Below are 24,845 nucleotides of genomic sequence, written 5' to 3' on the forward strand. Positions count from 1 at the left end.
CTCTCTTAAACAAATTTATTTAAATACAATTATTATCACAATTACATTATATTTAAAATTTGGTTTTATTTTAATATTCAAAAGAGTATTTTATGATATAACCAGATTAAGAAATAAAAACTCCGACACGCACACCGAGCCATGCAAGTACAAGACCGAAAACAACTTGCAACGCAACATATAAAACGGCAAGGGAAACATCTCCGCCCCTCATATATTGCAATGCATCAAGAGTAAAAGTGGAAAATGTAGTAAATCCTCCCAAAAAACCGGTTATGAAAAAAGCATTCAAAAACGCCGGACAATCATTATTTTTGAAAACGGTAAAAAGCAAACCTATAAAAAAACATCCCGCCAAATTTACAAAAACTGTTGAAAACGCACTTGCAAAAGAAAAACACTCACACAACCTTCCGACAAAAAAGCGGCACAAAGCGCCGAACCCGCCGCCCAAGAAAACATACAATTGCATAAAACTCTCCTTTTAAAAATTAATAAATAAAATATAATAACAACTTGCATTTCAATGCTATAATTAATGAGTATCCTTCGGACTTTCACTCCGTTTGGAAAAAGGAAATTGATTTCCTAGAATGATGGTTTTAGATTTCAAAAAAATGAAATCTGAGAAAGGATGATTTTATTGGCAAGAAAAAGAGTAATCGCCGCCATGTCGGGCGGTGTAGACAGCACATTGACCGTAAGACTTTTGCAAGAAGCCGGCTACGAAGTATTCGGTGCAACCATGCAACTGTTTGACGGACAAAATCTGGACGATGCAAAAGAAATGGCAAAATTTTTAGGCATCAAACATGCAGTAATCGACATAAGGGAGCTATATAAAAAAATTGTACTCGAATACTTTATAGACTCCTACAAAAACGGTGTCACACCCAACCCCTGCATGATGTGTGACTTCAAACTCAAATTCGGAGTATTCTACGATGAATCAAAAGCAATGTTCGACTGCGACTATTTCGCAACAGGACACTACTCACGCATCGTGTTTGACAGCGAAAGACAAAAATACGAAGTAAGAAAAGCGGTAGACCTGCCGAAAGACCAATCTTACATGATGTACCACCTGACACAAGAACAGTTATCTCGTATTATATTCCCGTTAGGACGCATATGCAAAAAAGACACAAGAAGAATTTCAAAAGAAAAAGGACTTCCGACATACAACAAAGCGGAATCCCAAGACATATGCTTCCTTACATCCGAACAATCCTATGTAGATTTTCTCAAAGAAGAAGCACCTGAAGCATTCAATGAAGGCTTCATAGTAAACAAAAAAGGGAAAATTCTCGGAAAACACCACGGAATACCCAACTACACAATCGGACAACGTAAAGGATTGGGAATATACGCAAAAACACCTCAATACGTTGTATCCATAGATGCAAAAAACAATAAAATAATAGTAGGAGAAAACGAAGACCTGTTCCGCACAAAACTCTTGGCAAAAGACTTGGCATTCACAGACGGAAAACCTCCCGCACAAGAATTTACCGCCGAAGGTAAAGTACGCTACGGTATGAAAGTACATAAATGCCATGTAAAACTTCAAGACGACGGAAGAGCAACCGTCACATTCGACCAACCGCAAAGAGCAATCACATCGGGACAATCGGTAGTATTCTACGAAGGCGATCGCCTAATCGGCGGCGGCACGATTATACGACCGCTGTAAAAATTAAAAAAACTTCCTCACGATATTATCATCTACAATATCAAAGAGGAAGTTTTTTAATGTAAAATTACCGTTTATTTACTGCCCTTGCGCTCTCTTTCCTTAAACAAAAACTTTATATCCTTTGAATCCAACCCCATCAACTTTGCAACGGCAGAAATATTTTCAAAATTCACTTCATTGGATCTGTTCGTTTCAATATATACACTTTCTCCAAGTGAATAAGGACTTGTCATACCTTTTCCGTCACTGCTCACCCAAATGAAATTACTTTCGGTATACACAAACGGATTTTCTTTATACAAAAACTCGTTGACTTTTATAAATACATCTTTAAAATTAATATCTTTTTTACCTTTTTCCGGTTTTATTCTTTTACCCTTTATTTCAAACTCAACAACATCCTTGAAAGAAGGATTGAAATCGCTGTCCCAATTTACCCATTCCAAAGATTTATTTGTATCAATATCTTTATTCTCAAGATAAACTTCAAATTCATCCGGATCCAAGTCCATATTTAAAATCAATTCTTTAATAAATGAAATAATTGCATTTGCACTTAAATTCGACTCATAAAAAATTCCGTTGTTAAAAATTTCTCTCGGTTTTCTCAAGAGTCTTTTATCATGAGTCAAATATACACTGCTGCACCCTTCGACAATGAAATTTTTATTTGCTAGATTTATCAAAATTCTACTGTCCAAACCATAGCTCAATTCAATAAACTCCGTCAGCAAATTAACCCAATTCTTAACCTTTACAAATTCACCCATAAAAGAAAATCCGCTGGGTGTCGTACCCGAAAAATCATAATATTCCGAAATACCTATACAAGGTTCATCTTTTGTGAAAACATCGACACTGCTCCCTACATAAGGATACATGGATATTAACTTTTCAGATAAAGATTCCGCTCTCCTCAATATATTTTTTTCATTCCACGTATCTACATCAAGAATTTTTTCATTCAAAACATTTGCCTTGGAATGTTCACTTATAATTTTCTTCTTTTCTTTGAAAGGTTTCGTCCCCAACTCACTGTTATATCCGGTAATTGTCAAATTTCCCAATGTATGAAGGTACGTTTCACGAACTCTGCTGTAATCTTCACCTATTTCTTTTCTCCAAATCCGAGAATTTTCTTTCTGAGGAAGAATATGCTCAATCGTTAAATTCTTTAAGTCTATTTTTTCTTTAGATGAATTTTCTATAACGGATAAAATATATCTGCATACGTGTTTATTATTGTATAAAGGCTTATGAATAACAGCTTCTCTGAACTCTTCATCCGAAGGAATTCTGTTCTGTGAATTCACTCCGTTCAAAAACCCTATAAATTTTTCGGAATAATTAACAAAATCATCTTTAATAACCCTTGAATACAAAGATTTGAAAAATCCGCTTAAACCTTTACCCGTTTCACACACGATAACACGAAGAATGTATGTAAATAAATATTCCAAAACCTTACAAACTTCGTATTCATTAATATTTCCGTCTTCAAAATCATCAAAAATCTTAAAAATCAAAGGCAAAACTGTTGTTTGCTTTATCGCACAAAAAGCATGTAAATCGTCTTGAATTCGCTTACTGTAAAATTGATTTGCACCTACAAAAGCACCATAACACTTTGAAGTTCTTTCCAATTTGAACAATACATCTTCATGCGTCAACTTATTATTTTCGCAATGCTTTTTAAATAAATCATATGCATTTTTACTGTTGACCGAATTTTTTACCTGAGCATCGACAAATTTTATTATAAAATTTCTTAAATTTTCATATCCTACATTCTTTTCCAATTCCACCCAATATTTTGAATACAACTCATCTTGATTCTTATCGTCCATAAGCAAGTAATTTCTTACCAAGTCGGCCAAACTCAATTCCAAACCGGTAGAGTTTATAGATTCAAAAATTTTTTGCGGCTCATCGCCATGATTTTTATCTAAAATAATTTCTACAATTTCAAGCTTTTTTATTCCTTCTAAAATATCACTTAACTCAAAACCCTCCGAAACGGTTTCTTCTATCAAACGTTTAAACGTAACAAAGTTTTTATAAACATTTGAATTTTTGTTCATTTTTTCAATTTCATTTTTAAGTAAAAGTTGCAATTGCTCATTATCCGATTTTACCGGCTTCAACTTAACCTTGTACTTATCATCACAATTTCTGTTAAACATAACATCTTTCAATTCGGATTCAATACGATAAGATATATTTTCGGAACTCTCATACAAAGCCTTCAATAAAATATAAACCGTCGTTATTCTTTGCTGTCCGTCAATTATCAAAACTTCATTCAATCCGCTGCCCCTGTCGACATCCGTTATGTATACTACAGTTCCCGTAAAATGCTGACGATTACGTTTACTTGCCGACATAATATCTTTATATAATTTTTCACATTGTTCACCTGACCAATCATAATTTCTTTGATAAACAGGCACTTTAAAAATTCTTTTATTCTTTTCCAACAAATCACCGAAAAATTTACTTTGTTCCGCTCGCATTGAATACACCTCAATATTAAACGAATATTTATTCCGCATCATGTTTATATAGTAATATTTTATGCATAAAAAATCCAATAAAACATATCACACAAGCTTTTGTAAAACTTTAAATTTGTATTTTCACATTTATCCAATCAAAAAAGCTTTCGATTTACGAAAGCTTTTCAGTTCGGTTTATGCGAAGAAGTGTCCTGCTATGAACCATGCGAGTGCAAGTATTACTATTGAACATATGAATGCTGCGGCGAAGGGTTTTGCTCCTTTTTTTATTATTACTTTGAAATTTACGTTTATTCCGAGTGCCGCCATTGCCATTCCCAAGAGTATGTAGGCTATATTTACCAAGTTTTGTGTAATATTGCCGGAGAGTTGAAGGTATGATCCTACTGCGCTTGCCAGTATGAATCCTCCCATGAACCACGGTACGGGTATTGATATTTTTTCTTCCGCATTTTTGTTCTTTTTGTATTCTATAAGTCCTACTATAAGTGCAACAGGTGCCAAGAGAAGTACTCTTGAGAGTTTTGCAATTATCGCACTGTCCATTCCTATTGAGCCGCCTGCACCTCCTGCCGCTACCGCATGTGCAATTTCGTGAAGGCTCAGTCCTGCCATTACTCCGAATTGACTGTCTGTAAATCCGAGTAACGGTTGCATAAATACTTCTACCAGTGTGAAGAGTGTACCGAGTATGCATACTATTGCAATTGCAAGTACGGATTGATCGGCTTTTGCTTTCATCGGAGCGGATACTCCCATGACTGCCGCTGCCCCGCAAATGCTGCAGCCGCATGCCGTAAGCATCGCAAGTGTATGATCCGCTTTAAAAAGTTTTGCGACAAAATAATTAAGTACGAGCATTATCGCTACTACAACTATTGCCGCTTTCAAACTGTCGAGTCCGGATGTTAAAAGGAAAAATAAGTTCAGTTTGAATCCCAAAAGGATTATTCCGGCTCGTAAAAATTTGTTTGCAATAAATCCTGTACCTGTTTTCGAACGGTTTGATACGGTTTTCCAAAGTTGTACGAACATTCCTAAAATCAATGCCAACACCAAGTGTCCCACGAGAGAAAATCCGGGAAATGATGCAAGCCATTTTCCGGCAAGGGAGCAAATGAGCGTGACAATAATAGCAAAATCAAAACTTCTGTTGTATAAGATATTTTCAAAAAACGATTTCATACGCATCTCCCTTATCGTTATAAATAAAAAAACATAAATACATCAAAATTATATCATAATAAAGTATTCTGATGATGAGTATTGTTGAATATTTTATAAATGAAATAAACATTTTTTATTTTGTATCTTTAAAATTTTTGAAAAGAATGTTACCATAATAAATCATAATATTATTACATTTTGTAATTTATAAAGGGGCATTTATGGATCCTATTTTTCAATATTTATTTATTTGTCCTCTTGTTTTTATTGCGGGATTTATAGATGCAATTGCGGGCGGCGGCGGTCTTATTTCCATTCCTGCATATATTGTAAGCGGTGTACCTGTGCATGCAGCTATTGCAACTAACAAGATGAGTTCTTCAATGGGTACTTTGTGGGCGACTTATAAATTTTCAAGGGACGGTTACATTCCTTGGAGGCTTGCTCTTTCGTGTGTTGTGTTTGCATTTATCGGTTCGATTTTCGGTGCAAATATCGCTCTTACGATTGATGCGAAAACTTTTCTTTTTTGCATGCTTGTTCTCATTCCCATAACGGGTTTGTATGTACTTCAAAGTAAATCACTGATAAAAGAGAAAATTCCTTTTTCTTTCAGTAAGACTGCAATTTTGAGTATTGTAACTTCATCTCTTATAGGTGTTTATGACGGTTTTTACGGTCCTGGTACGGGAACATTTCTCATTTTAATTCTTACAGGAGTTTCTCATGTTTCTTTGAAACAGGCGAACGGTATAACGAAGGTTATAAATTCAACGACAAATCTTGCAGCTTTGAGTGTGTTTCTTTTGAATAATCAGGTTCTTCTTCCGCTCGGAGTTGTAGCAGGACTTTTCGGTATAGCGGGCAATCATTTGGGTGCAACGTATTTCAAGGGAAAAGGTGCCAAGGGTGTTCGTCCGATTATACTTACAGTTCTTACAATATTTTTCTTTCGTGTAGTTTACGATTTATTTATTAAATAGTCGATGAATGAATTTGAATAAATTTTGTATCGGAAAATAAGGTGAAAAATTAATTTTCTTCACTTTATTTTTTTATTTTGAATTGCTTATAAAACTTACGTTTGCTATACTGAATTTTATAAAATATTTTTAATTTTTAATAATGGGAGGTGCGGGTATGAACGCATCTGAAAAGGGCAACGGTTTTGCACTTTTACCGTTCGTTGTTTTTATCATAATTTATCTCGGCATGGGAATTTATTTCTCCATGCAGGGCGTTGATATGGCTTTCTATCAGTTTCCGTCTGTAACTGCCATGTTCATTGCGGTCATATCCGCATTTTTCTTGGGTAAGGAAAGTATAAGCGAAAAGTTCAAAATATTTTCAAAAGGTGCCGCAAATGAAAATGTAATGACTATGCTTATTATTTACATTCTTGCAGGTGCGTTTTCCGCTGTGGCTTCCGCTATGGGCGGTCGTGATGCTACTGTAAATATGGGTATCAGTTTGATACCGGTCGAGTTTTTGACTGCCGGAGTTTTTATTATTTCCGCTTTTTTGGGTACTTCTACGGGAACTTCGGTCGGTACCATTGCCGCAATTATTCCTATTGCTGTAGGTATAGGTGAAAAAGCCGGCATTTCCATTCCTTTCATTGTTGCTGCTTGTGTGGGCGGTGCAATGTTCGGTGATAATCTTTCCATGATTTCGGATACGACTATCGCTGCGACACGTACTCAGGGCTGCGAGCTTAAGGATAAGTTCAAAGTGAATTTTTTGATCGCTTTACCGGCTGCAATCGTCACTTTTGTTTTATACTTGTTTTTCGGTCGTCCGGATGTAGTTTCAAGTATAGGAAATCTTGATTACAGTTTGATAAAGGTTTTCCCTTATATTTTGGTTCTTGCTCTTGCGTTGCTCGGTACGAACGTATTCATTGTTCTTATTATCGGTATTTTTTCTGCAGGTCTTATCGGTATTTTTGCCGGAAATTTGACTGTCGTTTCACTTTCACAGCAAATTTGGATCGGTTTCAACAATATGAATGAAGCTTTCTTCCTCGCTCTGTTCTGTGGCGGTATTTCAGAAATTGCAGCACATTACGGCGGAATTACTTGGCTTATACATAAATTGAGAGTGATGATTAAAGGCAAAAAATCCGCCGAACTCGGAATTTCCGCATTGGTTTCATTGGTTGATTGTGCTACTGCAAATAATACCATTGCAATTATCATTACAGGTGATATTTCAAAAAATATCAGTAAGGAATACGACATAGACCCGAGAAGGTCCGCTTCACTTCTTGATATTTTTTCTTGCGTTTTCCAAGGTACTATACCTTACGGTGCTCAACTTCTGACGGCTTCCGCATTGGCATCCAAGTTCGGTTTACCGGTAAGCATGATTGAGATTGTTCCTTATGTATGGTATTGTTGGATTCTTGCAGTTTTCGCACTCATTTCAATTTATATTCCTTATGACAATTGGGGTTCTTCAAAAAAACAACAATCGGAAAAATAAAAACAAAATATATTGATTTTCATTTATAAATTACAACCGATACTTTGCAAGTTTTCGTAAGTATCGGTTTTTTTATCTGAATTGAATGTTGCATTCGTTTTTGCAATTTGAACGGAGAATTTGTTTCCGTTTCGAATAATATTTTGTTTGAAGAATAAATTTCATAAAAACAACTCGGCTCAACTATTATTGAACCGAGTTTTATTTTTGTTTTTTTAAGTTTATCTTTGTTCTTTATTTATGCAGCTTTTTTCTTTCTCATGTATTGAATAATTCCCACTATTGCAAGTAATGCTATACCTGCAACGTCCGTCATCAGTTTCGGATCTATGAGGCAGAGTCCGCCGATGGTGAGAACTATTCTTTCCCATACTTTACATTTATCTGCAAATTGTCCGATCATTGCTCCGGAGAGTCCTGCCATTCCGATAAGTGCGGTAAGTGTGGAGAAAATCATTCCGGTAATTGTCGCATTTATTCCTAAAAGTACGGGTGAGAATACGAATACGTAGGGTATAATGAATGCCGCTATACCGAGTTTCGATGCATTCACGGCAGTTTTCATGGGATTGCCTCCTGCTATTGCACTTCCTGCATATGCTGCAAGTGCCACCGGAGGTGTAATGTCCGCAATAATTCCGAAGTAGAATACGAACATGTGCGCCGCCAAAATCGGAACTCCGGCTCCTACAAGCGCCGGTGCGACTATTGTAGATGTTATTACATAGTTTGCAGTTGTCGGAACTCCCATTCCGAGTATAAGTGATGTAAGCATTGTACAAATAAGCAGCAAAAGGAAGTTGCCTGATGCAAGTTGTACAAGTGTGGATGCCATTTTAAGTCCGACACCGGTTTTTGTAACTATACCGATGATAATGCCGGCAGCAGCACATGCTATGAGTACGCCCAGACATCCACGTGCACCTTGCACGAGTCCGCCTATTATATCACTCATCTTCATTCTTGTGTTTGCACGAAGCATCGCTGTGCCTATGGAAATAAATATTCCCCACAGTGCCGCTTTCATAGGAGTGTATCCCGAGGAAAGCAATCCGATAATTACTACAAGAGGAATTGCAAGATGTCCTTGCTCTTTCATTATTTTTTCAAATGAAGGAAGTTGACTTCTCGGTGTACCTTTCAAATTATTTCTTTTAGCTTCAAAATGAACTCCCAAAAATACTCCGATGAAGTATAAAATTGCCGGTACGATTGCAGCTTTTACCACTTCCATATACGGAATACCCACAAATTCCGCCATAAGGAATGCCGCCGCACCCATAATAGGCGGCATAATCTGTCCGCCGGTAGATGCTGCCGCTTCCACCGCTCCGGCGAAGTTCTTTTCATATCCCAATTTTTTCATCATGGGAATGGTAAATGCACCGCTGCCGACAACGTTTGCTACCGAACTTCCCGAGATTGTACCTTCAAGTGCGCTTGAAAGTACCGCAACTTTTGCCGGTCCGCCGGATGCCCAACCTGCAATTGCATTTGCTATATCTATGAAAAATTTTCCGAGTCCCGTTTTTTCAAGATAAGCACCGAATAAAATAAACAGAAATATAAATGTGGAGGAAACTCCCATTGGAATGCCGAATACACCTTCAGTAGTAAAGAAAAGATGTCCGACCATCTGATTTATTGTCAAACCTCTGTGCGCCAATGCGCCCGGCATGTAAGGACCTAAAAATCCGTATGCCATGAAAGCAAGTACAACGCACACTATAGGCATACCTACAATACGTCTTGCGGCTTCGATTACCATAACAAGTCCAAGCACTCCCATAACCGCATCCAAAGGAGTAACTGTACCTGCTCTCAAAATCAAGCTCTTGTATTGAACGAGAATATAGCATGACGGTACAACGGATAATATTGCAAGTCCCAAATCAAGTAAGTGTATCCGTCCTTTTTTCACCCAAGATCTTTTTGTAGGATTGAGCAAAAATACCAATGCTATACCGAATGACAAGTGAATGCAACGTTGAATCATTGCGTCCAAAACTCCGAAAAGTCCGGTATAAATCTGAAATAACGAAAAGACTATACAAATCAACGCAATCAGCTTTGCCCAGATACCTGAATATTCCGCAAAGTTGGATTCTTTATCAAGCTCTTTCAAAGTCTCTTGCAAATCTTTCCCCTTTTTATTGATCTTTTTTGCATTTGTATCCAAGTCAGCCAATTGATTCAACTCCTTATCATTATAAAAAACAAATTTTGTACAACGGTACGACACAAATATCCAATTTCGTCCCTATCGGCATTTCATCTTTCAAGTTATATACGGAATTACCTACATGAACTTTTTCCTCATTTATTACTCCGTTACGAATTGAAAGTACGGGATATTTACGATTTATGGAATCTAGAACAAACCAATCTTTTTCTTTTCTGAAGTGACCGTCCGTTTGTAAAAACGGAAGTCCGGCTCCATATGATTGATACTTTGTAGATTTCAAAACGAGTCCGTTTACATTGTCGTCAATTTCCAAATTTTCATAAATCATCGTTCTTTGTACCGAATGTCTGTACTCAAGTACAAGAGGCATTCCGGCGTATGCACGTTTTACAAACAAAATACCTTTTTCGGATTTACCTACTATGTATTTTTGATTTAAAAAGTAAGATGCAATTGCAAGAATTATCAGACATATAATCGCTATTGTTTTTTTACTTTTTGAAATACGCCGAAAGCTCTCCATATTTACCGACAAATGTCGTTCACCTCGTATTATTCTTCAAAAAACTTTTTTGCTCCTTCGTTCATAGGAATGGACATACCTTCCATTCCGGTAGCTTTGCTTATGTATTGTCCTACAGCATGTGCCGCTTTCATACGATCGAGATTTTCATAAATTACTTTTACAATCTTTTCACCCAATGATTTTTCCATTTTATCCGTGGTTACCAAGAGGCATTTTACCGATAACGTTACAACGTCTTCATTCTGATTTGAATATGTGCCTGCCGGAATAATCATCTTTGTGTAGTACGGATATTTATTAATAAGATTGTCTATTATAGATTCGTCCAAAGGAATAATTCTTATCGATTTACTTGCGGACAAGTCTTGAATTGCTGCTGTCGGGAAGCCCGCAACTACCACTCCTGCATCTACGTTTCCGTCTTTCAACGCATCGGAAGCTTCACCGAATGACAAATATTGTTCATCTATGTCGTCATATGTAATTCCGTATGCCGCAAGAATTTGTCTTGCATTTGCTTCGGCACCCGATCCCGATGCACCGACCGCAACTTTTTTACCTTTCAAGTCCGCTATGGAACGAATTCCCGACCCTTCGGTAGTTACAAATTGAATTGTTTCCGGATACAACGCCGCAAGACCTTTCAAATTTTCCACTTTGTTGTCTTTGAACATTTCCAATCCGTTTACCGCATAGTAGGAAATATCATTCTGTACGAATGCCACATCTACAGATCCGTCTTTAAGCATATTTATATTTGCAACGGAAGCTCCTGTGGACTGTGCGGATGCATTCATGTTTTCGATGTTTTTATTCATCAATTCGGCCAATGCACCGCCGAGCGGATAGTATGTACCTGCAGTACCGCCGGTAGCAATATTAATAAAATTCTTGTCACCGCTGCATCCTGTCAAAATAATCGTACCTGCCAGACAAACAGCTGTGACCGCTGCCAAACGTTTCATCCAACGCTTCATAATATTTCCTCCTTTTTACAAAAAAAGCTACAGACTGTATGCGCACATACAATTCTGTAGCTTCATCGCTTTTTTTATTAAGTTATTTTTAATTATACTACTTCTCAAAGTCTTTGTAAAGTAGGCTGGGTTGAATTCCTTTATTATTTTGATATTTTCCGCTTGTGTACTTGTCCGCTTCACCTAAAACGGTATGAAAATATATCTGACAAATTTCCACTCCGGCATATATTCTTATCGGTTGAACGCAAAACATTTCAAGTGTCCAATAGCCGGCAAATCCTACATCTCCGAATCCCGCCGTCACGTGAATAAAAAGTCCTAAGCGTCCTATAGAGGATCTTCCTTCAAGCATAGGAACGAAACATTCCGTTCGTGTGAACTCATGTGTTCTTCCCAAGTATAATTTATTCGGTTCAAGAAGGTATCCTTCTTTAGGTATTTTTATCAATGTGCCGACATTTTTCTTTTTCATGTCGAGTTCATAGTTGTCATATACCATGAGTTCATCCGACAACGTAAGGTTGTAACTGTTGGGATTTACTCTTGACGGATCGAAAGGTTTTATTTCGATTTCATTTCCCAAGTGTCTTACTATTTCTTTACCCGATAAAATCATTTCGTTTCCCTGCTTTCCTGATTAAATTTTTTACGATGTAATTGCATTCTTCTGTTGCTGAACGGCATTTTTGCCGGCATTCCGTTTTCAATTTTGAGAATTTTACGTTCTTCTTCGTCTATTTTGTCGGAAATTATAAGTTTTCCGTCTTTATCAAATGATATCAAATGTGCCGAAAACAAAGCTGCATGTGTCGGACAGAAACATAAACCTTTATGTTTTTTATCACTTTTCCCGTAAGATTCCATGCGAAGAAGTGAGAGCCTTTTTATTCCGCATACCGTACATTGTGAATTTTCCGTCAAGGATTTTCTTTCAAATTTTCTTTCACTTTCTATATATTCTTTTATATTTTTCACTGTCGTTTCGGATGTTTGAGAAAATAAATTTCCTTCCACTCCGAATGAAGAAATGTCTTCGGATAAAATTTCTTCAAGTCCTATATAGTTTATATATCCCGATTCTTCCAATTCACGAAATGCCCGTACCGTATTCTCTTTAAGTATCCACAGGTATGTTCCGTCTTCATCTTCTTTTCCGTTTAAAACATATTCCCACGGTGCCATTTTCAAAGAAGCTTTTTCGGTTGTAGAACAAGTTTCAATCTTTTTTTCTTTGCACAGATTTTTTATTTTATTACCTGCCCAACCTACCGCCGCATTCAATGCACGATATTCGGTGTGTAATTTGTGTGCAATTTGTTTGGCGTTGTCCGTATAGTTCGATGAGCGATATAACGAAAAAAATATTTGCATCATCAAATCGGAAATCACTTCGGTATTTCCCAAAATAGACATCCAACCTTTTTCCGTTATTATGTTCCACTCTTTTCGACCTTTACGCCTTGCCACGGAATACACCTTCTTTCGGTATTTCTGATTAATTATAGCATACTAAGCATAATTTTTACTTATCACTTAAATTTTTTAAATATAAAAGCAATCCGACTTTTTTTATCGAATTGCTTTTCGTCTATTCTTCAATTGACGGTTTCGGATATTTATCGAAAAATCTTACCTCTTCGGCTCTGTCTCTGTGGTGTGCGATGAATTTTTCCATTATCGCCAGGTCGAACCATTGATTAAATTTATATCCGCTTTTTTCCAAAAATCCCACTTTTGTAAATCCCATGTATTCATGAAATTGCAAACTGTTTCTGGTTAAATGTTCGTTTTCAATTTTCGGTACAGCTACACGTGCATACATATTTGTAATTCCCATACGGCTCAGTACGGATTCGATTGCACGGTACATTCTTTTACCTACTCCGCTTCTTCCGAGTCCATGTCTTACGTAAATTGAAATTTGTACACAGTGATTTATCGCTTCACGTTCTACAAGCGGTGATGCGTAAATGTATCCGACTATGTGTCCGTCTCTTTCCGCCACTATATAGGGATACTTGCTTGAAATTTTTTCCACTCTTTTTTGAAATGCGTATTCATCGGGAAGTGTGCATTCCGTTGTAATACAAGTATTTTCTACATAGTAGGAGTATATGTCTCTCAATATTTCCGAATCTTCAGGTTCTACGTAACGCAAATTTATCATTTTTATCAACTCCTTTTTTTCTCTCTGTTTTCAGCTTTACTATTTTACACTCTGAAATTTTATTATGCAATATCAAAATATGCACGACTGCCTTTTTTTGTTTTGTCTACACGCAATTTTGCCGGTATTCTTTCTTCAAGTCCTTCCACATGGGAAATTATACCTACAAGACGTGGACTTTCTTCGTTTTCGTCGACGGTTGTCAAAGTTTTTAATGACAGGTCCAAAGATTCCGAGTCGAGTGTGCCGAATCCTTCATCTATGAACATCGCATCGAGTTTTATTCCGCCGGAGTATTCTTGAACTACATCTGCAAGTCCCAATGCCAGCGACATAGATGCCAAAAATGTTTCTCCGCCCGAAAGTGTCGATGCCGGTCGTGCTTTACCCGTATAGCTGTCGAATACTTCAAGATCCAACCCTGCGGTTTTTCTCGCATCGAGTCTGTCACCCAAGCGTCTGTTCAGTTCGTATCTTCCTCCGCTCATCGTGTCCAGTCTTACATTTGCTTTTTGTGTAACTTCGTCAAGCAATGCACCCAAAACGAAACGTTCCAGATTTATTCCCGTTTCTTTTCCGCTTACCAATTCGGAAAGTCCTCCTACAAGTTTGTACTTTTCATCAAGTTCCTTTCCATGTTTTGCAAGTATGCCCAATTCTTTTTTCGCTTTTCCGTATTGTGAAATTATACCTTTCAGACGTTCTTCTTTTACCGTTGCTTCTTTTACATCGGCGAGCAATTCGTTGCGTTTCTTTTCGAGGGTTTCCATATCCGGACAAGTTTTTTCTCCGATATAGTTATGTTCTTTTTCAAGTCTTTTGCTTATCGCTTTGCACAACGATATGTATTCCGTATATTCTTTTTCCATTTTCGAAAGTTCGTTCACACGTTTGAAATATTCGGCACTTTCTTTTCTGTCTGCAAATCCTTCTTCCTTCGATCTTGCCTCAAGTTCGTTTCTTCTGTCTTCATATTTTACTCTCAAAGATTTCACTTCTTCATCAAGTCGTGCAAGTTCACCTTTCAAAGATGCCGTAATTTCCGATGTTTTTTTCAATTCTTCTTCTACGTGTTTGTATCTTTCTTCGTAATGTTTGTTCGCTTTTTCCGAATTTTCGATTTTTTTGTCGAGTTCTTCTATATTTCTATACTTTTCTTCTACTTGATTTTCCGTTTGAATTAAAACTTCTTGAGCTTTCACAAGTTGAAGTTTCAGTGGATTTATTTTATCCGTCAATTGTTTGTTCGCTTTTTCTTTCAAGTCTTTTTCGTTTTTCATTGCTTGTTCCGCTTCGCTTGATGCTCTGTCCACATCTTTTTTGTCCGGCAACAATTCATTGCTGTGTGCCGGCAGCGGATGCTCGGTCGAGCCGCATACCGGACAAGGACTTCCGTCTTTCAAATGCGATGCCAGGTATGCCGATTGCCCCTTCAGAAAAACTTCCTGAAGTGCGGCGGCGGTCTTTTTTTTGTTCAAACTTGTTTCTTCCGCCGTCTTTATTTTTACTTGTATTTCTTCAAGTATTTTTTCCTGTTTTTCCAATTCACTTTTCAAAAAATTGCATTTCAAAACGGATTCACTGTACCCCTGTGCCAAAGGTCGTATGTTTTTAAGCAAAAGCAGCTCTTGTACGTTTTTATTATGTTGCTCTTCTTCCTTATCCAAAAATTCTTTTTCTTTATAAATTTCCTTTTCCGAATTATATGCTTTTTCATATATTCCGTATTTCTCATCAAAAAGTTTTTTCTTTTCCACACCTTCGGTTTTTATTTCTTCTATTAATTGAAATGCTTCTTTCAAATGCGATGCACGTTTTACTTTTTCCATGTCGGAATAAAGTTTTTTCATGTCCGGTTCTTTCAATTTTAAATTTTTTTCTTCTTTTTCAATTTCATTTATTCGCATGTATGCGTCATATATGCTTTTTTCCCGATCATATATTTTTGTGAATTCTTGTTGCTTTTCATTTGCAATTTTCAACTTTTCACTTTCATTTTCAAGTTCGATTGACGCATTTTTTTCTTTTGCTTTCAATTCCTCTTCATTTTCGGCATCACAATTTGCAAGTATCGTATTGTACCTGATTTTGTCTTCTTCGTAAAATTTCTCGATTTCACGATATTTCTTTTTCAGCAGATTTTCCACGGAAGCATACATTTGCGTTTTGAAAAGTTGCTGCATTATACCTTGTCTTTCTTTCGAGTCTGCAAGTAAAAGTTTTCTGAAATCACCTTGCGGCAGAAGTATTATCTGTCTGAACTGATCCACACCTACTCCGATAAGTTTTTCTATATGGTAATCTACACCTTTTGCCGCTATAAGTTTTATTTCATTTCCTTTGTCGTCTATTTCAAAAAGTTCCGCTTTACCTTGTCGTGTAACGGATTTATTCAAATCACCTTTTTTTCTTGCGTGTTCCTGTGTGGGTTTTCTGATTACACGATAAAATTCATTTCCTATCGCAAAATCAAATTCGACTTTCGTTTCGGTATCCAAATCGGCATAACTGCTTCGCATAGTTTCACCGTTTCGCAATCCGCCTCCCGTTTTTCCGTAAAGCGCATAGCACATGGCATCGAGTATAGTAGTTTTACCGGCACCCGTCTGTCCGCAAATCAAGAAGAGTTTTTGATTTCCGAGTAAAGTGAAATCCAGCTCCTGCTCGTCCGCATACGGTCCGAATGCGCACATTTTCAATCTAATCGGTTTCAATCAAATTCTCCTCCTTTCAATTCTTCAAAAATTTTTTGCATGTATTCCGCTTCCGTTTTATTCATCGGCTCATCACGAAATTCATCTACAAATGTTTTCATCATATCAATAGGATTTACTCTTTTTTTGAAATCGAAATTCCTTGCTCCTTCACCCGTTTGTACACGTTTTTTCGTCTGCAATGCCATTACGTACGGGAAATGAGTGCGAAGTCTTGCCATTGCATCTATAACGGGTCCGTCATTTGTAAGTTCGATTTGCAGAAAATCATCTGTAAATAAAGATTCGTTTTTCATCAAATCTTCAAACAGTCCACTTATAATTCGTACATCACGGCGAGGTTTCAAGGGTACGAATTTTGTCTTTACTTCTCCGTCTTTTGAAAGTTCTCCTACAATAACACCTTTCTTTTGCGTAACTTCACTGAATGAATACTTCAAAAGACTTCCGCTGTAACGTACATTGTCAAAACCTGCACGCTGCGGAGAATGCAAATGTCCGAGTGCCGTATAATTGTAAGGTTTGAAAATTTCCGCACGAATCAAATCCGTACCGCCGATTGACAAAGGACGTTCGGAGTCGCTTGTACTTCCTCCGGCGACAAACTCGTGAGTTATTGCAATTTTTCTTATATTTTTATCTATCTTTGAAAGTAAGTAATTTGAAAGTGAAAGCACAGCTTCTTCATGTGTTTTTACCGTTTCATCTTTCATAACGGTACGTACCGTCCCCGGTTCGGCGTACGGAATGGGTGCAAAAGCCACCGCACCCCACTCATCTTCCAGTACAATCGGTTTTACGCTGCGTTTTATATCTCCGACCATGAAAAGTCCTCCACTTTCCATCAAACGTCCGCCGAAAGACAAACGCTGAGATGAATCGTGGTTGCCGCTTATAACTATGAACGGTATTTTGCGTCGACCGACTATTTCATAAATCATCTCGTCCAAAAGCTCCACCGCTTCCGACGGCGGAACCGAGCGATCGTAAACATCACCGGCAAGCAAAACAACATCGGGCTTTTCATCATCTACAAGAGGAAGAAATCGATTTTTTAAAATCCACTCCTGTTCTTCCGTCAAATACTCGCCGTAAAACAATTTACCTATGTGCCAATCTGCAGTATGAATAAACTTCATAACGCCTCCACCTGTTTTTCAAGCAAAAATCCGCTTACATGAATTTTTATATCTTCACTTTTATCTACATAAACATCTGAAAAATACAAAATATGGTTTTCATCAACTTTGTAAATCATGCGCTCTTCAATATTTTTGTTTTTTACTTTATCCGCTTCTTCCAAATATTTATTTATGTCCACATTATAAGTACCGCTCTCGGTTTCAATGCTCAAAACATTATTCTTCACATATTCGTCAAACATATACATACGATTGTAACCGGAAACGGAAATCGTATTCCAAGTGTGAGTCAAATTCAATTTTCCGTCCTCTTTTTCAGAATATATAAATTCACGGAAAGGCGCACTTTCACTCAATGTCTTAACACATGGAAAACGCCATGCACCTTCATTTCCCGAGAGGTACGAAAAGGAACTTTTCAAAATTTTTTCATCTTCACTTGTAATATTCATCGGCACCGAAACGGTTCCGTTTTTTACGATACCGTACTTTTCAACAACAAAATTCAAACGCATTCCCTGATCGTAGGCAGGTACATCAATCAAATTGAGAGGAGTCAAAGTTGAAAAAAGAACGATAACAATTGCCGCCGGCAAAAGTTTTCTTGCAAAAATTCCGAAAATTCCGGAAATCGCAACACAAATCCCGAAAATCATACAAGCTATGGAAATATAACGCATCGAAGTAAGTCCGTAAGCAAAAATACGTATATACAAACCTGCCGCCTGAACGATAAATATCGGAATCATCAATGCTCCTCCGATACGAAGAAGCATACGAATTCTGTCGTTATTCTCACGATGCAGAGAAAAATAAAACAGTGCATAAAATACAGTTGCAAACAAAGCGTAACCGTTCATCACACCGATCGGCATTTCTTGTAAATAAGCAATCTTTGCAATGTATCCGTACAAAATAACCATATGAATTATGTATACGGGAAATAAAATATGTTTCAAAAGCCACAAAAGGGAATTTTCCTCATGTAACTCCACATCAAAACGAGGCAAGTAAGACAAAAACAAATTCGCAAAAAGTACGCCGAATGCAAATGTAAATAAAACTGCAATCCAATTATCGGAAAGATTTGCAAACAAGAGATTTTTCAATCCTTGCAAACAGATAAATCCCGAAACGAAAGCAAGTAATGAAATACCGAAAGCTTTCCAAAAAGATTTAAAAACAAATCTGAATAAAACTTTTCCGTTTTCATAAGTCCAAAGCAAAAATACGGATACGAAAAAAAGAGCTGCTGCACCGCCCGATATATACATAAGAAGATAATCGTTGAGCGGCATATTTATAAAGTAAAAATAAAGAAGAGCCGCAATCGGTACATTCAAAAAATCACACACGAAACGATTGAACTTAAACCGCTCCGACAAAATCCTCAAAAATATCGAAAAAAAGAAAGTGCAGGAAAGCGACATGAGAAGTGCTTGCCAAAAAATCGGAAAAACAGTACTCCACAAAGCACCGTCCGCAGAAATATACACACGGAAAAATACCGTAAGAAAAATTAAAATCGTAAGTACGAAAGAAATAAAAAATCGGCAAATACCCAAAACACGTCCGGTAAAAAAATCGGTCATCAAAAACTTCATAAACTGCTCCTTTATCGAACAAATATTTATTTCATTATATCATGGTAAATAATTGAAAATTGAAAAATACCCTCAAAACAATTTTTCTACTTGCTGAAAAATACATGTTATCTCTTCAATAAAAAAGAGAAATGAATGTTTTTTATCATTCCATTTCTCTTTTTTATTTTTGTATTCAAACTTGTAAAAAATTTCTTACACGTAGCATTTTTTTATTATTCTTTTTATTTTATCTACCGGATAAGGTGCATCGTATTTTTCGAAGTATTCTATATTTACCACTTGCACTATTTTTCTTTCATTTTCAGGCCCTACCGGAACTATTACATAATCACCGACTTCTATGCTTTCATCTTCCGTCAGGTAATAGTAGCTTTTCACAGTTCCCGGAAATACCACGCTTGCAAACATGTATTTACCCTTGCAACCTTTTCCTTTGTAATAAATTTTTTTATCGAAAATGTCACCCTCATTGTAAATTTTCAAAAAATCGGAAACCGCATTGATAAACTCGTCATAATTATCCGGCAAACCTATGAAATCAAAGCTTCCGTCAAGTACTTTTTCTTTATCGTTTTCATAATATACAGTAAGTCTATAGTACGACTTTTCACTTACAGGTAAACCTGTATCAATCTCTTCTTCCATACTTATAGGTGAACATAGATCGCTTTCTTCCAATTCCATACGCTCAAAAACTCTATTGTTTTCAAGATAACTCAGCAAAATATCTATGCATTCCCCGACTTCATACTTGTGATAAAATTTGTTTCCGTTTTCAAATTCTCTTGAAAATTCAATTGTTTTTGTTTTTCCGTTTATTGTCAAATATTCGGAATATTTTCGTTCAATATGTTCGGTATCATCGAATAAAGGTACTTCTGCCGTTTTGCTGTAACTCAACGTTATTTCTTCTATTCTGTCCATGTAAAAATTACCGTCCAAAAGCAGCAATCTTTTTTCTTCGAGCATGCACCTTACAAACTCGGATAATTTTCTTGCATTTTTTAAAAAAGAACACTCATAAAATTCAACTTTTCCGTTTTCACGTGTAATTTTTACTTCCCAATATCCCGTACCCGTCGTATGTGCATAATCAAATTCGTTTTCAAAGTAATCTTCAAACGCTTCAAATATTAAATTTACAGTTGCTTCTCCTATTTTAAATTTATCTTTTCTCGTTCTTTCGGAAATTTCTTTCTCGTTTTCATATGTATATCCTGAAATTTTTACTTTACCGTCGCTTTTTATAACTACTTTCTGTAAGGCTTCCGGATTAACCGGACACACCGGACAAAAGTCCGTCAGCTGCGAAGATATACTTATTTTTTTTATTTTGTTTTTCTTTTTTGAAATATCTTGGTCTTCATCTTTGTCTTCGAGTTCAAGTAAAATTTTTTCGGAGATTTCTTTCAATAATTCAAATGATGAAATGAACCAATCACGATTTTTTATTATTACCTCTCTTCTGTCGCCTTTTGTTTCCAATACTTCAATTCTTAAATCTTTCCAGTTTGAAAGTATTGCACAGCCGAGTAAATCTATGTATTCAATTTCATTTTCAAAATTTTCCAAACCGTATTTTTTTAAATCTTTTCCGTATTTTTTTGCCAAGACTTTGTATTTTTCCGATTCAAATCCGAGTTTTTCGCAATTTTCTTTAAAACTACAATCTATAATTTTCGTATATACAACATTGGGATTTTTAAATTTCTCAAGCCATTCAAGTGCAAATTCATGTATTTTCCTGATATTGTTCATAATGCACCTCATCGCTTACAACACAAACCGAGATTGATATTTTCTAAATATATTATTACAATATTTTAATTTTGAGTCAAATTTCAAAATATCTTGCAAACGAAAACTCCTTTATACTTTTATAAAGGAGTTCCGATTATATATTTCACAGATTTTTTATTATTTTTTCTTGCCCTTCATTTCGATATGAATTTATTTATACTGCGGCAAAACCTTTTTCAAGGTCTTTTATAATATCGTCAATATGTTCGATTCCGATTGAAAGACGAATTGTATTTTGATGTATTCCGCTATCTTCAAGTTCCGCTTCGGTAAGCTGAGAATGTGTCGTGCTTGCCGGATGTATTACCAAACTCTTTACATCTGCCACATTTGCAAGCAGCGAGAATATTTCCAAATTGTCGATAAACTTCCACGCCTCTTCTTTTCCGCCTTTTATTTCAAAGGTAAATATGCTTGCACCGCCATTTGGAAAATATCTTTCGTATAACTTGTGATTGGGATGATTTTCAAGGCTCGGATGATTTACCTTTTCAACTTTCGGATGATTTACCAAAAATTCAACTACTTTCTTTGTATTTTCTGCGTGTCGTTCCAAACGAAGTGACAAAGTTTCCGTTCCTTGCAACAACAAAAATGCGTTGAACGGTGAAAGTGCGGCACCTTTGTCACGAAGCAAAATTGCACGTACATATGTTACAAATGCAGCCGGTCCTGCAACATCTGCAAAAGATATTCCATGGTATGAAGGATTAGGTTTTGAAATCCAATCGAATTTGTCTGATGCTTTCCAATCGAATGTCCCTCCGTCAACAATTATTCCGCCGAGTGTGGTTCCATGTCCGCCGATAAACTTTGTTGCAGAGTGTATTACTATATCCGCACCATACTCAATAGGACGAATAAGGTATGGTGTACCGAATGTATTGTCTATTACCAACGGTATCCCGTGCTTGTGTGCAATTTTTGAAATTGCATCTATATCCGGAATGTCAGAATTTGGATTTCCCAAAGTTTCAATGAATATGGCCTTTGTATTTTCACGAATTGCACCTTCAACTTCTTTCAGATTATGCGCATCTACAAATGTTGCCGTTATGCCGCTTTGAGGAAGTGTGTGTGCAAGTAAATTATAACTTCCGCCGTAAATCGTTTTCTGTGCCACTATATGATCTCCGCAATGTGCCAATGCTTCAATTGCATACGTAACCGCAGCAGCTCCGCTTGCAACTGCCAAAGCCGCAACTCCACCCTCAAGTGCCGCAATTCTCTTTTCAAAAACATCTTGAGTTGAATTTGTAAGACGACCGTAAATATTTCCCGAATCTTTCAAGCCGAAACGTTCCTCTGCATGCTTTGAATTGTGGAAAACATATGAAGTTGTCTGATAAATCGGTACCGCTCTTGAATCTGTTGCGGAATCCGCCCGTTCCTGTCCTACATGTAATTGCAATGTTTCAAATTTGTATTCGCTCATAGTCTTTTTCTCCTTTTAAATAAATATTTATTTTCAACGGTTTTCTTTTAATATCGCTTCCCGATTTTCGAGTATAAAAAAATCGGAAGCCGATAACGACTCCCGAGCAAATGACCTTGTGCCTATATAAAAATACTCAAGCACGATTTATGGGCAAACAACCATGCTTAAATGTGTCGCATGACTGTTGCCCGGCCATGAAATATGCCCGGGAGATTCGCATTCGACGACACATGTCACCCTTCAATGTAATCAAATTATACATAATTGTTCGCCCCCTTTACTTTAACTGTAAAAAATAATTGAAGTGATAATAACAATAAAAAAAATATTTGTCAACAACTCTTTTTTAATTTTAATTCACAAGGCTGTTTTTTCTAATTCATTTGAAATTGTTGTATATACATACTCAAATTTCAAAATCATTTTCATAAATATATATATTTGTAAATTTTAATTTTAAAATTCGCACTTTTTTAAAAAATACAAATTCCCATACATAAAAATGTACAATAAAAAACTCTTTTACATCAAAATTGAATGAAGTAAAAAAGTTTATTCAAGTACTTATACTTACAAAAACAAAACCGCTTTAACTATAAATAAATTTTACCGCACGATAAAATACATTCCGGTATCTTGCATATCTTCCATGATTTCAAAATCGAATTTAAGATTTCTTTCAAATTATTCATCAGTACAAAAATCTTACCTTTAAATCATATGCAACAGTCGTTTCATTCAAGACTCAAACTGCATTCATATAACTCCGCCTGCAAAAACATTTCTCGACAAATGAAAACTCCCTTATCTTTTTATGATAAAGGAGTTGTTTTTTATACGTTGAAACTTTCCTTTTCCAAAATCGTTTCAGCCGAAATTTTAAGTTTTTCAAGTTCGTCTTCTCTTAAATCAAGTTGTACTTGGTTTACTATACCTTTTCTTCCTACCACTGCCGGATAAGATAAGTAAGTACCGTACTCCTCTCTATAATTTGAAACGGGGAACACTTCATGCGAATCGGACATAATTGCACGTACCAAACGCACTGCGGAAGCCGCCACTCCGTAATTTGTATACAACTTCCCGGCAAAAACCGTAAAACCTCCGCTGCGTGTTTCCTTTTCTATAGCTTCCAAATCTATTCCCGATTTCGCTGCAAGTCTTTCAACAGGTAAATCAAGAACCTTCACCGTAGACCATGCAACAAACTGAGAATCTCCATGTTCTCCCAAACTGTAACCTTGAACCGATTTAGGATTTACATTGAAAAATTTACCGACTGCACGATGCAACCTTGCAGAGTCGAGTAACGTTCCCGTACCCATAATATTTTCACGTGGAAGATTTGTAGCCTTCTGATACAATCCGCAAACTGCATCACAAGGATTTGTAATATCCACCAAAATACCTTTAAATCCGGAATCTTTAATTTTTTTACCTACCTCTGCAACTGCCGATTTATTTACACGAAGTTCCGCAAATCTGTCCGCCTTCTCAAGCGTAATCAAATGAATATCTCCCAATGCGGAAACAATCACATCTGCATCCTTCAACCGTTCATAATCATTGACGGTAATATTCACATGAAAAGGCAAATTATTCATTGCATCTTCAAAATCCAAAGCATCGGCTTTCACTTTCTTTTCGTTCTTATCATACAAAAGAAGTTCATCCGTACAACCTTCAACAACAAGCTGATGAGCAACTGCCGCACCGACATTGCCCATACCGATAACTGCCACTTTTCCTGCCATAGTATCCGTCCTTCCTTAAAATTCAATACCCTTAAGATATTCTATCCTTAAGATATTTACTGAATTTTACTACTTAAAATACTCGAATGCAAATATTTCCAATCAAAACTTATATCCGATAATTTTGCAATATACCAGTCTCAAAACTACTCTTACATCCATGTGGTTCTTTTAAGTCTTTTTGACGTATCCTTCTTTATCTTTTTCAAACACAAAATGCTTATAAACCTGCTTAAAATTCAGGATTTCTAAGTTTACATCTTTTGTATCAACGCTATGGTCTCGACATTGTCTTTATTGTCCAAACTATAATCAATGTCATGATTTATGAGCGAAAGCTTGAAAACAACCGATTTTATCCAAGTGCTTTTTTCTGTTTTTTCATCATAAATTTGAATTTCTTCTATCAATTCATTAAGTAATCTCTTCTTGTCGATATCTGAAAGGACTGTATAAAGGCTATTAAAATTGACAAGAATTTTATAAATATTATCAGAGGTTATTTTTTCTTCCAGGATTGCCTCTTTCCTTTTTCTGCTATCATTTAACTGCACTTCTGCATATTCTAACTGGTCATATATAACATCAAGTCTGAGATTTAAATCAGTATATTTTCTATCATAATGTTTATCTTCAAAATTTAAAGAGTAGAGTAGATTTGATTAATTA

The 24,845-nt window shown here is 36.3% G+C and carries 19 protein-coding genes; 3 read left to right on the forward strand and 16 right to left on the reverse strand.

Annotated features, from left to right (window positions below; genetic code table 11):
* Nucleotides 1-106: 106 nt before the first annotated feature.
* Nucleotides 107-472 carry a fluoride efflux transporter FluC gene (locus P6922_RS04300; protein WP_276874623.1) on the reverse strand — a complete coding sequence of 122 codons (366 nt, stop codon included), beginning with the start codon at nt 470-472 and terminating at the stop codon, nt 107-109.
* A gap of 162 nt (nt 473-634) precedes the next feature.
* Between P6922_RS04300 and mnmA the strand changes: the two genes are divergently transcribed.
* Nucleotides 635-1,693: a tRNA 2-thiouridine(34) synthase MnmA gene (mnmA, locus tag P6922_RS04305; protein WP_007554874.1), complete on the forward strand. Its 1,059-nt coding sequence runs from the start codon at nt 635-637 to the stop codon at nt 1,691-1,693.
* 74 nt (nt 1,694-1,767) lie between these two features.
* Here the strand turns inward: mnmA and P6922_RS04310 are convergent, their stop codons facing one another.
* Nucleotides 1,768-4,209, reverse strand: coding sequence for a DUF262 domain-containing protein (locus tag P6922_RS04310; protein ID WP_276874626.1), 2,442 nt, complete (start codon nt 4,207-4,209; stop codon nt 1,768-1,770).
* Between the two features lie 177 nt (nt 4,210-4,386).
* Nucleotides 4,387-5,397: a YeiH family protein gene (locus P6922_RS04315; RefSeq protein ID WP_276874628.1), complete on the reverse strand. Its 1,011-nt coding sequence runs from the start codon at nt 5,395-5,397 to the stop codon at nt 4,387-4,389.
* A 203-nt stretch (nt 5,398-5,600) separates the two neighbouring features.
* Between P6922_RS04315 and P6922_RS04320 the strand changes: the two genes are divergently transcribed.
* Together P6922_RS04320 and P6922_RS04325 are read left to right on the forward strand one after the other, a co-directional pair.
* Nucleotides 5,601-6,362, forward strand: coding sequence for a sulfite exporter TauE/SafE family protein (locus tag P6922_RS04320; RefSeq protein WP_276874631.1), 762 nt, complete (start codon nt 5,601-5,603; stop codon nt 6,360-6,362).
* Nucleotides 6,363-6,519: 157 nt separating this feature from the next.
* A complete protein-coding gene (locus tag P6922_RS04325) occupies nt 6,520-7,863 on the forward strand; it encodes a Na+/H+ antiporter NhaC family protein (RefSeq protein ID WP_276874633.1) in 1,344 nt (447 codons plus the stop codon).
* Between the two features lie 238 nt (nt 7,864-8,101).
* Here the strand turns inward: P6922_RS04325 and P6922_RS04330 are convergent, their stop codons facing one another.
* The 13 genes from P6922_RS04330 to P6922_RS04390 all read right to left on the reverse strand — a co-directional run bounded on the left by P6922_RS04330 (nt 8,102) and on the right by P6922_RS04390 (nt 24,730).
* Entirely contained in the window at nt 8,102-10,051 is a 1,950-nt protein-coding gene (locus P6922_RS04330; protein WP_276874636.1) for a TRAP transporter permease, read from the reverse strand.
* 19 nt (nt 10,052-10,070) lie between these two features.
* Nucleotides 10,071-10,571 carry a DUF1850 domain-containing protein gene (locus P6922_RS04335; protein WP_276874639.1) on the reverse strand — a complete coding sequence of 167 codons (501 nt, stop codon included), beginning with the start codon at nt 10,569-10,571 and terminating at the stop codon, nt 10,071-10,073.
* Between the two features lie 29 nt (nt 10,572-10,600).
* Nucleotides 10,601-11,551 (reverse strand): TAXI family TRAP transporter solute-binding subunit, encoded by a 951-nt coding sequence (locus P6922_RS04340; RefSeq protein ID WP_276874640.1) that lies wholly within the window; start codon nt 11,549-11,551, stop codon nt 10,601-10,603.
* A gap of 97 nt (nt 11,552-11,648) precedes the next feature.
* Entirely contained in the window at nt 11,649-12,170 is a 522-nt protein-coding gene (dcd, locus tag P6922_RS04345) for a dCTP deaminase (protein WP_007554736.1), read from the reverse strand.
* Entirely contained in the window at nt 12,167-13,021 is an 855-nt protein-coding gene (locus P6922_RS04350) for a type II restriction endonuclease (protein ID WP_276874642.1), read from the reverse strand. The genes dcd and P6922_RS04350 overlap by 4 nt, the downstream gene beginning before the upstream one ends.
* A gap of 121 nt (nt 13,022-13,142) precedes the next feature.
* On the reverse strand, nt 13,143-13,721 hold the full coding sequence (locus tag P6922_RS04355) for a GNAT family N-acetyltransferase (RefSeq protein WP_007554930.1): 579 nt from the start codon (nt 13,719-13,721) through the stop codon (nt 13,143-13,145).
* Between the two features lie 62 nt (nt 13,722-13,783).
* On the reverse strand, nt 13,784-16,435 hold the full coding sequence (locus P6922_RS04360) for an AAA family ATPase (protein ID WP_276874645.1): 2,652 nt from the start codon (nt 16,433-16,435) through the stop codon (nt 13,784-13,786).
* Nucleotides 16,432-17,574 (reverse strand): exonuclease SbcCD subunit D, encoded by a 1,143-nt coding sequence (locus P6922_RS04365; RefSeq protein ID WP_276874648.1) that lies wholly within the window; start codon nt 17,572-17,574, stop codon nt 16,432-16,434. Before P6922_RS04365 ends, P6922_RS04360 begins: the two co-directional genes overlap by 4 nt.
* Complete coding sequence (locus tag P6922_RS04370) at nt 17,571-19,181, reverse strand: DUF4153 domain-containing protein (protein WP_276874651.1); 1,611 nt, start codon at nt 19,179-19,181, stop codon at nt 17,571-17,573. The genes P6922_RS04365 and P6922_RS04370 overlap by 4 nt, the downstream gene beginning before the upstream one ends.
* 195 nt (nt 19,182-19,376) lie before the next feature.
* The gene (locus P6922_RS04375) at nt 19,377-20,942 is read right to left on the reverse strand and encodes a hypothetical protein (protein WP_276874653.1); all 1,566 of its coding nucleotides are present in this window, start codon (nt 20,940-20,942) and stop codon (nt 19,377-19,379) included.
* A 196-nt stretch (nt 20,943-21,138) separates the two neighbouring features.
* Complete coding sequence (locus P6922_RS04380; protein WP_276874654.1) at nt 21,139-22,419, reverse strand: O-acetylhomoserine aminocarboxypropyltransferase/cysteine synthase family protein; 1,281 nt, start codon at nt 22,417-22,419, stop codon at nt 21,139-21,141.
* Nucleotides 22,420-23,255: 836 nt separating this feature from the next.
* Nucleotides 23,256-24,176, reverse strand: coding sequence for an L-lactate dehydrogenase (locus P6922_RS04385; protein ID WP_276874656.1), 921 nt, complete (start codon nt 24,174-24,176; stop codon nt 23,256-23,258).
* 254 nt (nt 24,177-24,430) lie between these two features.
* Entirely contained in the window at nt 24,431-24,730 is a 300-nt protein-coding gene (locus tag P6922_RS04390; RefSeq protein WP_276874658.1) for a hypothetical protein, read from the reverse strand.
* Between the last annotated feature and the right edge of the window lie 115 nt (nt 24,731-24,845).

The sequence above is a fragment of the Dialister micraerophilus genome (genome assembly GCF_947090205.1).
GTDB classification, from domain to species: domain Bacteria; phylum Bacillota; class Negativicutes; order Veillonellales; family Dialisteraceae; genus Dialister; species Dialister micraerophilus.